The 10,714-nt window shown below is 55.7% G+C and carries 10 protein-coding genes; 4 read left to right on the forward strand and 6 right to left on the reverse strand.

Annotated elements, in window-relative coordinates; genetic code table 11:
- The 3 genes from IQ273_RS24290 to IQ273_RS24300 all read left to right on the forward strand — a co-directional run.
- A partial coding sequence (locus IQ273_RS24290; RefSeq protein WP_194025727.1) for an HlyD family efflux transporter periplasmic adaptor subunit occupies window positions 1–1,005 on the forward strand: 1,005 nt, incomplete at its 5' end.
- An 80-nt stretch (window positions 1,006–1,085) separates the two neighbouring features.
- Window positions 1,086–2,258 carry an ABC transporter permease DevC gene (gene devC, locus IQ273_RS24295; RefSeq protein WP_194025728.1) on the forward strand — a complete coding sequence of 391 codons (1,173 nt, stop codon included), beginning with the start codon at window positions 1,086–1,088 and terminating at the stop codon, window positions 2,256–2,258.
- Window positions 2,259–2,304: 46 nt separating this feature from the next.
- Window positions 2,305–3,006, forward strand: a complete 702-nt coding sequence (locus tag IQ273_RS24300) for a DevA family ABC transporter ATP-binding protein (RefSeq protein WP_194025729.1) — start codon at window positions 2,305–2,307, stop codon at window positions 3,004–3,006.
- A gap of 10 nt (window positions 3,007–3,016) precedes the next feature.
- Here IQ273_RS24300 and IQ273_RS24305 read toward each other — a convergent pair whose 3' ends face one another.
- From IQ273_RS24305 to IQ273_RS24330, 6 genes are all read right to left on the reverse strand, one after another.
- Window positions 3,017–3,631 carry a Crp/Fnr family transcriptional regulator gene (locus IQ273_RS24305; RefSeq protein WP_194025730.1) on the reverse strand — a complete coding sequence of 205 codons (615 nt, stop codon included), beginning with the start codon at window positions 3,629–3,631 and terminating at the stop codon, window positions 3,017–3,019.
- Window positions 3,632–3,677: 46 nt separating this feature from the next.
- Window positions 3,678–4,001 (reverse strand): hypothetical protein, encoded by a 324-nt coding sequence (locus tag IQ273_RS24310; protein ID WP_194025731.1) that lies wholly within the window; start codon window positions 3,999–4,001, stop codon window positions 3,678–3,680.
- 46 nt (window positions 4,002–4,047) lie between these two features.
- Complete coding sequence (locus tag IQ273_RS24315; protein WP_194025732.1) at window positions 4,048–4,794, reverse strand: alpha/beta fold hydrolase; 747 nt, start codon at window positions 4,792–4,794, stop codon at window positions 4,048–4,050.
- Window positions 4,795–4,948: 154 nt separating this feature from the next.
- Window positions 4,949–5,461: a flavodoxin FldA gene (fldA, locus tag IQ273_RS24320; protein WP_194025733.1), complete on the reverse strand. Its 513-nt coding sequence runs from the start codon at window positions 5,459–5,461 to the stop codon at window positions 4,949–4,951.
- 99 nt (window positions 5,462–5,560) lie between these two features.
- Window positions 5,561–6,586 carry a chlorophyll a/b binding light-harvesting protein gene (locus IQ273_RS24325; protein WP_194025734.1) on the reverse strand — a complete coding sequence of 342 codons (1,026 nt, stop codon included), beginning with the start codon at window positions 6,584–6,586 and terminating at the stop codon, window positions 5,561–5,563.
- A gap of 336 nt (window positions 6,587–6,922) precedes the next feature.
- Window positions 6,923–7,711 carry a hypothetical protein gene (locus IQ273_RS24330; RefSeq protein ID WP_194025735.1) on the reverse strand — a complete coding sequence of 263 codons (789 nt, stop codon included), beginning with the start codon at window positions 7,709–7,711 and terminating at the stop codon, window positions 6,923–6,925.
- Window positions 7,712–8,208: 497 nt separating this feature from the next.
- On the opposite strand from IQ273_RS24330, the gene IQ273_RS24335 reads away from it, so the two are divergent.
- Window positions 8,209–10,683, forward strand: coding sequence for an ATP-dependent Clp protease ATP-binding subunit (locus IQ273_RS24335; protein ID WP_194025736.1), 2,475 nt, complete (start codon window positions 8,209–8,211; stop codon window positions 10,681–10,683).
- The last annotated feature ends 31 nt before the right edge of the window (window positions 10,684–10,714 follow it).

The raw sequence follows: 10,714 nt of genomic DNA on the forward strand, positions 1-10,714 counted from the left end.
GAGCCCACCTCGTCGGTGATTAAGCTGTCGGTGGCCAATGCTCAGGACAGTCGGGTGAATCAGCTGCTGGTACGGGAGGGCGATCGCGTCGAAGCTAACCAAGTGATTGCGACCCTCCAGGGGATCGAAAAGCTCCAGGCTGAGGTGGCTGAAGCCGAGCAAAACGTAGCGTTACAGCAAGCTAAAGTCGTCCAGGCTCAAACCGCTGCCGCCACGCCCAGTGAACGAACGGCTCAACAAGCCACTATCCGCCAGCTCGAAGCCGAACTGCGGGCTACCGAGCAGCAAAATCAAGCGGCGATCGATGGGGCTACCGCCACTCTACGCGAAGCCCAGACCAACTACGAGCGCTACCGCCAGCTTTATAACCGTGGGGCCGTCAGCGCTACCGAGCTAGACAGCCGCCAGAAAACCCTAGACACCGCCCGCGCCAGTTTGCGAGATGCTGAAGCGCAGCTTGTGGGCACCCGCCAAACCCTGAGCGCTCAGATTCAATCGACTACGGCCAGCGTGAATCAGCTGAGCGAAATTCGCCCGGTCGATGTTACCGTCGCCCAGGCCGAGGTGGCCTACGCCCAAAGCCAGGCCGAACGTGCTCGTGCCGATCTGGAAGACTTTTACGTACGGGTGCCGGTGGCAGGCCAAATCCTACGCATCAATACCCGCGTTGGCGAGCGGGTTAACCCCGACCAGGGCATTGTCGACCTGGGTCAGACTGAGCAAATGGTGGTCATCGCTGAAGTCTACGAGACTGATGTACCCAAGTTAGCGGTAGGTCAAAGCGCTGAAATCACCAGTGAAAACGGTGGCTTTACCAACACGCTACGGGGTGAAGTGGAATCGATTGGGCTGCAAATTCGCAAAACCGATGTGCTGAACTCTGACCCCGCTACCGATAGCAACGCCCGCGTGGTAGAAGTCAAAATTCGGCTCAACCCATCTGCCAGTCAGCAGGTAGCCGAGCTGACCTATATGCAGGTGCGGGTCAAAATTCGGGTGGATTAGCGGGCTGGCCCTACGGCTACTCTTCTCTTGGCAAGAAAGGTTTTGACGATTCAGGCCACATTCTTTACGACGGGCGATCTATGGTCTTTGGTAAGTTACCGCTACCCCGCAGAGAGAAGCCACTGGCCTGGTCTCAGCTTTCCCATCAGCGGGTGCGGCTGCTGGTGGCGCTATCGGGCATCTCCTTTGCCAACATCTTGATCTTTATGCAGCTGGGGTTTCGCTCAGCGATGTTTAGCGGCACCACCAACGTGCCCGCCAGCCTGGATGGCGACGTATTTTTGATCGACGAAACAAGCCAGTTTCTAGGCAACGAAACCTTTGATAAATCCCAGCTCTACCGGGCGGCAGCCGTGCCTGGGGTAGCCACCGCTCGACCGTTCTACTACAGCACAGCTAGCTGGGTAAATCCCGACAATCGTAAAACCACTAGCATTACCGTCATTGCCATGAACCCGGCCCAGCCGGTGATGGCCGTGCCCGCCATCAATGACCAGTTAGCGCTTGTAGAGCAGAGCGATCGCATGCTGTTCGACACCAAATCGCTGCCGTCTTTGGGGGGCATTGCCCCAGCCTTCATCGCTGGCCAAGATACCCCGATCGAGGTGCAGGGCCGCAAAATGTGGGTGAATGGCATATTTGCCTTGGGCAGCAACATCTTTAAGCGCGGCCATATCGTCATTAGCGACGTGAACTACCTACGCCTGTTTGGGGCGACCCAGGCCAATCAGCTCCATGCCGGAGTGATCAAGCTCGAACCTGGGGCCAATCTTCAAACGGTCATGGCTGAGCTAGAGCGCACCCTGCCTGAGGAAATTAGCGCACTCAGCCATGCTGAGCTGATCGAGCTGGAGCAAAGCTACTGGGCCAAAGAACCGGCAGGGATTATCTTCGACTTTGGCACCATTATGGGCTTTGTGGTGGGGGTGGTGATCGTCTACCAGGTGCTGTATTCCGACGTCAACGATCACCTGTCTGAATACGCCACCTTGAAGGCGATTGGCTATTCTGACGGGCAGCTCCTGCTGGTGGTGTTTCAAGAGGCCACCATTCTGGCGGTTCTGGGGTTTATGCCCGGCATTTTGTGCTCGCTGGGTCTTTACAGTCTGCTCAGCAACCTGACTGGAGTTGCGGTGCTGATGCGCCTAGGGGTGGGGCTACAGGTGTTTTCGATGACGCTGGTGATGGGGGTGCTGTCGGCGGCGATCGCAGTGCGCAAGCTGCGATCGGCCGATCCCGCCGATGTGTTTTAAGAATTTTGGGATTTTAGAGTTGGGATTTTGGATTAGAGAAGCTGCTATGGAACCTGTCGTCAACATTCAGGGATTGCACCATGCTTTTGGCAAAGGTGCTTTGGCCAAGCCGGTGCTGATCGATATTAACCTTGCCATTCAGCCGGGCGAAATTGTGATTTTGACTGGCCCCTCGGGCAGCGGCAAGACGACGCTGCTGAGCCTAATGGGTGGGCTCAGATCAGCGCAGCAGGGAAGCCTCAACATTCTCGGCCAGGAGCTTTTGGGGGCGAGCAAAAAACAACTGGTGGAGTTACGCAGTCGAATCGGCTATATCTTTCAGGCCCACAATCTGCTGGATTGTTTGACCGCGCAGGAAAACGTGCGTATGGCCCTGCGCCTGCAGCCGACCCTCAGCTACGGCGATCGCACCGCCCAGGCCACTGCCATGCTAGCCGCCGTAGGTCTGGGGCATCGGGTCAACTACAGGCCAGATAATCTTTCTGGAGGGCAGAAGCAGCGAGTGGCGATCGCTCGCGCCCTGGTCACCCAGCCGAAACTCATTCTGGCCGACGAACCCACCGCCGCCCTCGATAGCCAGTCGGGCCGCGAAGTTGTGCAGCTCATGCAGCGCTTGGCCCGAGAGCAGGGCTGCACCATTTTGTTAGTCACCCACGACAACCGCATTCTTGACATTGCCCATCGTATTATTCATATGGAAGACGGACAGCTGCTGAGAACCGGAAGCCCCACCGCAGCCGTGGTTTAGCGCCCAGTCTCTACACCGACTGGGACAAGCGCTTGAGTTGGGGTAGCAAAATCGCTCGACTCGAACCAGGCATAGCGCAGCTAGGGAGATTTTCGCCCCGGCGTTTTCTAAATCGCATCAGCTGCCCCTGCTGCTCCAAACTGTTGAGCAGGCGCGTAACGGTAACCCGACTACTGCCCAACACCTCAGAGAGCTGCTTGTGGGTCAACAGCGGTGGCAACACGGTGCCCTCTGGAGTTTGATAACCAAAGCGGTGGGCCAGCCAGTGGAGCAATTGCAGTAGTCGCTCTGCCAGACAGGGAATTTGCACAACGCAGAAAAGTTCCTGACTGTAGCAAAGGTGGTTGAGCAAGAGCTGCTGCCAGAAGCGAGTTTGCGACTCAAAGGCCACCTCAGTTACCGTTACCGAGGTCAAACATTCCATTTGGTAGGGCATGAGACGGGTCAGCGGCAAGCCGACAATATCGCCTTGGCCCCAGATGCCCACTGTAGTCACCTGACCTTCAGATGTCCAGGTGAGGGCGCGCACAATGCCTTGCTCAATCAACCAGACGCGATCGCCCAGCGGTGGCAAAGAGGATTTGGGACCAAAGGATTGAAGAATAGACAGTTGGGGGCGAAGCATGGGCGTGAGTGGTGGAGGGAGTGAGGAGATGAGAGAGAGAGAAAGGTTAGGGTTGGGATGTTGAAAAAAGCAGTAGGAGACGTTTTCTGAGGCGGGGTTGGCTAGGCGAATGAAGCGGCGGCAGATCAACGGCTTCGTAGTCGATGCAGTGGAGAGCGGCTTCGGAGGCGGCATCTATAGGACGCACTGGGCATTTAAGATGGGAGCTGCCCGTGTAGTAGCGACAGCGGAAGCAGGGCACCTGGTGCAATCGACGCAGCCGTTGAATGCCGTCATTAATGGCTAGCAAAACCGCCAGCACAAAGGCGAGCACCATAACCCAAATACAAAGGGGCACCAGGACGGCAAGCAGCAGGTTGGCAGAAGGCATAGAACCTCGTTGATAAACCTCGTTGAAACCGGAGCCGGGAGCGAGCTTAGGGAATCGTCTTTAAACCCTGGGGTAGCCGAAGCACAGATTCGGTAGTTCCCCAAAAACTTAGAATTTGGCTGGCCACCTGCTGGGGATAAAAGGCGTGAAAGAAGTGGCGACCAGGGCAGAGTGCGATGCGATCGCCCGCCTTCAGCCACGGCTGCCAACCCTGAATCTGGGTAGGGTCAACCACAAAATCGTCTTCGCCGCCGCACACCAGCAGAGGCACCGCCATGCTACTGGGGCAGAGGCTGGCCCGCTTCAACAACGAGTGAGGCGACACCGAATGGAGCAAATCTTGCTCTAGCAGATTGACCCAACCCGGCACCAAAGGGCGGGCCTGGTGGCCAAACAGGCTATAGACCATTTGGGTTAGCACCTGCCGCCGACTGCACGGCAGTCGTTCGAGTTGGGCATAGTAGTGGGCTTGCCAATCAAGCATGGGGTTTACCCCTACAGCCAGCAGCGTTAACGACTTCACGCGATGGGGGTTTTGGCGGGCGTAGAGCAGTCCTACCAGCCCGCCAGTACCGTGACCGAGCAAATGCACCGGACGGTTATGGCCTTTTAGGTAGTCATGCAGCAGGGTGACGGCAATGTCGAGCGAACTGGGTTCTTCTGGGGTTTGGCGGTAGGCCCAGTGGGTCACTTCTACATGGCGGGCCAGGCCGCCCAGCAACTTGTGGTCAAACCGCTCAAAGCTGGGGCTAACGTTGAGCCACACAGCATCGGGAGACGTCGATAGAGTCATGGGGTTTAGAATATTTGAGCTGTTACGAAGGGGCAGGCCGTTAGATAATGACGCTCCTTAAAGCCGCAGCAGGCAGTGCCCACCCTACGAACGGCCAAATAGAAGCTAGATAAAAATGGTGCATGAAGAAATTCGTGCACTGTTATAGGGCGATTTAAACCCCAAAGGTCGATTTCAGCTGGGTTACCCAGGCTTTAATGCGACTCTCAGTTAGCTCGGGCTGGTTATCTTCATCAATGGCCAAACCCACAAACTTGCCGTTTTGTACGGCTTTAGAATCGCTGAAGTCATAGCCCTCGGTCGGCCATTGGCCTACGGTAGTGGCCCCCAGGCCAGTCATTTTTTCGGCCAAAATACCCATGGCGTCTTGAAAGTTGTCGGCATAGCCCACCTGATCGCCTGCGCCGAAGTAGGCCACCTGCTTACCGGCAAAGTCAATATCGTCTAGCTCGTCGTAAAATCCTTCCCAGTCAGCCTGTAGTTCACCAATGTTCCAGGTGGGGCAACCGATAATTAGGTGACTATATTCGGCAAAGTCGTCAGGGGCAGCGCTGGCAATATCGTGGAGCGTGACGATGGTGTCGCCCCCAAACTCTGCCTGAATTGCTTCAGCGATCGCTTCGGTATTGCCGGTTTGAGTACCAAAAAACAGGCCAATCTTAGTCATTACAGCTGTACTTCCAAATTAAGGTTGAAGAGAAAAGGGGGGCAGGATGTTGGAGCCCTATATGCCCCCCAAGAGAGGAGAAGTTAACCCAACACTTGGTTACGATTCGACTGTGCTCAGGGCCTTTTCTACCCGGCGAAAGTCGAACCCAATAGCGCGCAGGGCGTGCCACAGATGGCCCTGCAAGAACAAGAACGCCAGAATGAAGTGCGCGTTGGCTAACCAGCAGCGAGAGGTATGGGCATTTAGCGGCAGCACAACGGTGTCAACGAAATAGGGCATAACTCCAAGCTTGATGGCCAGCGGCGGGCCGTAAAATTCCACGGGATAGGCCAGGGTATTGACGGCGCAGAAGTAGGCGGCCACAAACCCTGCCAAAGCAATACCGCCCAGCGAGTAGGACAAAATGGCCTCGCCCGAAAACAGCAGCACGTTTCTAGCCCACTTCAAGGGCGGTACCAGAATGTGCCAAATGCCTCCGGCAATCAGCAGTACGCCAACAAATATGTGGCCTCCTACCAGATCTTCCAGGTTGTTTACGCTGGCAAAGTGGGTTTGGTAGCCGTAGATAACCAGTGGATCGAGAGTGGGCTGCACTAGCCGCACAGTCTGCGTTGTGGCGTCATAGAGGCCACCCCAGGTGGTCGCTTTAGCCACCAGAAGCAGCGCTCCGGCCCCCAAAAACAGCAGGTGGTGGCCCAAAATCATACCGAGTTGAGCTGGGTTATCCCACTCGAAGTGAAACTTGCGGGCCTGGCCCTTGGCATCCTTCAAATTGGCAGGAGCCTTGAAGGCGTGAAATAGCGCCCCAGCCCCCAACACAGCCGAGGAAATCAGGTGAATGGCCCCTACGACAAAGTAAGGGTAGGTATCGATAACCTGACCACCTTCCCCAACCCCAAAACCCAGAGTGGCTAGGTGAGGCAGCAAAATCAGGCCCTGCTCGCCCATCGGCAAGGCTGGGTCAAACCAGGACAGCTCAAATAGGGTAAAGGCCCCGGCCCATAGAGTAATCAACGCCGCCTGGCCCACGTGGGCGGCAATAAAAAAACCCGACAGATTGGCAAAGCGGGCATTACCGGCCCACCAGTCATAGCTCACGTCGGAATTGCCATAGGTTTGCATAGCCAATGAATCCTTACTAAGGTCATATCAACACAGCACTTATTGAGAAGAAAACTCAATAAGGAGATTTGACCACAGATCGGAATCATTCTCAATAGATAGAGGTTAAATTTTGTTGAGGCAAGGCAGATGCCCAATCCTTTGGAGGTTTCGTCTGTGCGACTAAGCTTTGCTTTCATTCCACTACTCCAAGGTCGTTCAACCAGAATCTTGGACGCCTGTAGGGGTGGCAATCTAATGACTTTTAATTGCAACAAAGTCGGACGAAACGGCGATCGCCCCCAGTGCGCTAGAACTGGAGGCGATCGCTATTTCGTTCATCGCTGGTGGCCTTAGCTACTGAGAAAAATCGTACTCGCGAATCTCCAGACGACAGCCCTCTTCCATATTTAGAGCGCGCTTGATGGGGTTAATATCTCTAAACCCATCAGACCCGCGCTGCCTAAGACTGGTGTCAAAGCGATCGGCAAATTCGGATACACAGGGGTTGCGGCTATTGCCCAGGCGCTCCAGGGTAGCTAAGGCGGTATCCATATCCCAAACGTCAACGGCGGTATACAGCTGCTCCCACAGGCGGTTATCTTGGCTATTGGCAGATACCTGCAGCTGATGGCGATCGAGAATGCGATAGGCCAGCCAAAAGCTAGCGCTGAGAATAGCCGCCATGCCCAAAGAAATCAAACACCCAGCTAGAGGGTTGCGCCGGTTGAGCCCCCCCGGACCGGGAGGGGTTGGATCGGCGCTTAAATCAGCGTTTAGCCCGGTGTAGTACTCCACAAAGGGTGGCATCTGGTCGAGAAGCCAGACCTCAATGCCCTTGGCCTTAATCTGCTCCGCAATCTCGTAGGTCGCTTCAGGGTCAGTTTCAGGGGTGAGCCCGGCAATTACCGGACGCTGATCGGGAAAATTCTGCTGGCGCGCCTGAATGATATCTACGGCAGCCCACAGTTCAGATGGAGCAAGGGTGGGAGGGCAAAAAATCGCGTAGATAGGCGTCAGCAGGTCTACTATGCCACCGTCGGGGCATGGCACTTGCCGATGAACGCTATGGCCATAGTCTTCGAGCCAGCGCTCTAGCGCGGTACGAAGATCCTCTGAACTGGCAAACTCTATGGCAACAGTCACGGTTGGCTAAAGGTATAGGGTAGTCTATATGTACTGATTTTAGTCTGATATTTGACTCTAGCGACGGTGATTAAATCAAGAGAAACTCACTACCGCTCAGCCGTTCTGAAATAATAGAGCGATTTTTTTCAGCGGTTCCGTTAATTTTGCCGATTAGACTCAGTCATTTGCCGATGCTGGGCCTAAGGCTATAGAATGAGGTTAAGTATTGTAAATATTTTTTTAAGGAAAAATTATTGACCCCATTTTTTTGACTCTTGTATCCACAGCTGGGGGGTTGATCTAGACCCCCCTGGTGTCTACGGTTCTCCCTACTGCAGAGTATGCGTTCATTTACGTAAAGTATTACTAAGCACAAACCCTGTCGTAACTCTACATTCTGGGTTTAGCCCTGGGTCCGGCCCTATTTGTAGCCGTGGCCAATTTCAAGCTAGAGCTTATTCAGTTAGTTCTGGTCTTTCCATTGCTCCTCACGAAACTGGTACCGACTAACCACCATGTTTGAACACTTCACCAACACCGCTATTGCCGTCATTATGAAGGCCCAGGAAGAGGCTCGCCGACTGCGCCACAATTTTGTGGGCACCGAGCAACTGCTGCTGGGGCTGATTAAAGAAGAAGCCACCCTATCGGCCAAGGTATTAGCGGAGTTCGGGGTTAACCTCAACGATGCCCGGGCTGAAGTCGAAGCTATTATTGGTCGTGGCAGCGGCAGCGTGCCGCCCGAAATTCCCTTCACGCCCAAGGTTAAGCAGGTCTTTGAGCAGGCCTTTCAGGAGGCCCGCAAAGTCGACTCGCCTTACATTGAGCCCGCTCACCTGCTGCTCAGCCTGTGCCAAAACACCGAGAGCGTGGCCTATCGGGTGCTGACTAACCTGGGCGTAGACCCAGCCAAAGTGCGAACTCGCATCATTCAAGACCTGGGAGAAGTGGCGGCGATGCCTGCTGGACGGCGTGGTAGCGATCGCGAGAATTCTCGCAAGTCAGGCAAAATTCTGTCGGAATTTGGCACTGACCTCACGGCTGTAGCGGCGGCGGGCAAAATCGACCCTGTTGTCGGTCGCGCTAAAGAAATCGAGCGGGTAGTCCAAATTTTGGGCCGCCGCACCAAAAACAACCCAATTTTGGTGGGTGAGCCGGGCGTGGGTAAAACCGCGATCGCCGAAGGTTTGGCTCAGCGCATTGCCAATCAGGACGTACCCGAGGCCCTGCTCACCAAGCGCGTGATTAGCCTCGATATGGGATCTTTGGTTTCAGGAACCCGCTTTCGGGGAGACTTTGAAGAGCGCCTCACCCAGCTTGTTGCCGAAGTACGCGAAGACCCCGATGTGGTGCTGGTTATTGACGAAATCCACACGCTGATTGGTGCTGGTTCCTTAGAGGGCGGCCTGGACGCGGCCAACATGCTCAAGCCCGCCCTGGCGCGAGGTGAAATGCAGTGCATTGGGGCCACCACCCTCGATGAATTCCGTAAGTACATCGAGCGCGACGCCGCCCTGGAGCGACGCTTTCAGCCGGTCATGGTCAACCCGCCTTCTGTGGATGAAACCATCGAGATTTTGCATGGCATCCGCAGCCGTTACGAGCAGTTTCACCAGGTGAACCTGACGGATGAAGCCCTGGAAGCGGCCGCTAAGCTGTCTGACCGCTATATCAGCGATCGCCACCTGCCCGACAAAGCCATTGACCTGATTGACGAAGCGGGTTCTCAGGTAAAGCTGCGGTTTATGCCCAAGTACCCCTCCAAAGAGCTGAAGCAGGAACTGCGCCAGGTCAACAAAAATCTTGACGAAGCCATTGAGCTGCAAGATTTTCCGAAAGCCAAGACCCTGCGGGAGCAGCGGCAAGATCTGCTTCAGCAGCTTCAGGCTGATATTCCTGAGTACGGCGAAGCGGAAGCAGGTAGTCTGCCGCCCCAGCCCGTAGTGGATGAAGAGAACATTGCCGACATTGTGGCCGCCTGGACCGGAATTCCGGTTAACCGCATGACCGAAACTGAAGCTGCGCGACTTCTGCACCTAGAGGATGTGCTGCACGAGCGGGTAATTGGTCAGAACGAGGCCGTCGTAGCGGCGGCCAAGGCAATTCGGCGAGCGCGATCGGGCTTAGCCAGCGCCGATCGCCCCATTGCCAGCCTGGTGTTCTCTGGCCCCACGGGGGTCGGTAAAACTGAACTGGCGAAGGCCCTGGCCGTGGCCCTATTTGGCTCTGAAGACGCCATGATTCGTCTCGACATGTCGGAATTTATGGAGAGCCATACGGTGTCGAAGCTGATCGGGTCTCCGCCCGGATTCGTCGGCTATGACGAGGGTGGCCAGCTTACCGAAGCGGTGCGTCGTAAGCCCTACAGCGTCATTTTGATGGATGAGATCGAAAAGGCGCACCCCGAGGTCTTCAACCTGCTCTTGCAGGTGCTTGATGACGGTCTGTTGACCGACTCCAAGGGGCGTTCGGTGAGCTTTAAGAACACGCTGATCATCATGACCTCAAACATCGGGTCTCAGGTGATTGAGAAGGGCGGTGCTGGCCTGGGCTTTGACTTTGCCACCACCGATGCGGCCACTAGTCAGTACATCAACATCCGCAACCTGGTCAACGAGGAGATGAAGCAGTACTTCCGCCCCGAAATGCTGAACCGAATCGACGAGATCATTGTCTTCCGCCAGCTCACTCGCGATGAGGTAAATCAGATTGCCGATCTGATGCTTGAGCAGGTCAACCACCGCCTGGCCGATCGCCAGATGGTGGTTACCCTATCCGATGCCTTCCGGGCGCGACTGGCTGCTGAAGGCTACGACCAGCGCTATGGGGCTCGTCCTATGCGTCGCGCTATTGCGCGACTGGTTGAAGATACTCTGGCCGAAGCCATTTTGGCCGGTACGCTGGAGCAGGGCGATCGCGCTCAGCTTGAGCTTGACGACGAGGGCAATCCGGCTGTTACCCCAGTTCGCCAGCCCGCTCTGGTAGGATAACCCTGGACGTTATCCCCGGCCTGCCCCATGG

Origin of the sequence: Nodosilinea sp. LEGE 07298 (genome assembly GCF_015207265.1) — a bacterium.
Classification (GTDB): domain Bacteria; phylum Cyanobacteriota; class Cyanobacteriia; order Phormidesmidales; family Phormidesmidaceae; genus Nodosilinea.

Bases quoted from the DNA above. Each gene is read 5' to 3' on its own strand.
- devC (WP_194025728.1), top strand. From the start codon at position 1,086: ATGGTCTTTGGTAAGTTACCGCTACCCCGCAGAGAGAAGCCACTGGCC.
- fldA (WP_194025733.1), bottom strand. From the start codon at position 5,461: ATGACTAAGATTGGCCTGTTTTTTGGTACTCAAACCGGCAATACCGAA.
- IQ273_RS24315 (WP_194025732.1), bottom strand. From the start codon at position 4,794: ATGACTCTATCGACGTCTCCCGATGCTGTGTGGCTCAACGTTAGCCCC.
- IQ273_RS24305 (WP_194025730.1), bottom strand. From the start codon at position 3,631: ATGCTTCGCCCCCAACTGTCTATTCTTCAATCCTTTGGTCCCAAATCC.
- IQ273_RS24325 (WP_194025734.1), bottom strand. From the start codon at position 6,586: ATGCAAACCTATGGCAATTCCGACGTGAGCTATGACTGGTGGGCCGGT.
- IQ273_RS24335 (WP_194025736.1), top strand. From the start codon at position 8,209: ATGTTTGAACACTTCACCAACACCGCTATTGCCGTCATTATGAAGGCC.
- IQ273_RS24300 (WP_194025729.1), top strand. From the start codon at position 2,305: ATGGAACCTGTCGTCAACATTCAGGGATTGCACCATGCTTTTGGCAAA.
- IQ273_RS24310 (WP_194025731.1), bottom strand. From the start codon at position 4,001: ATGCCTTCTGCCAACCTGCTGCTTGCCGTCCTGGTGCCCCTTTGTATT.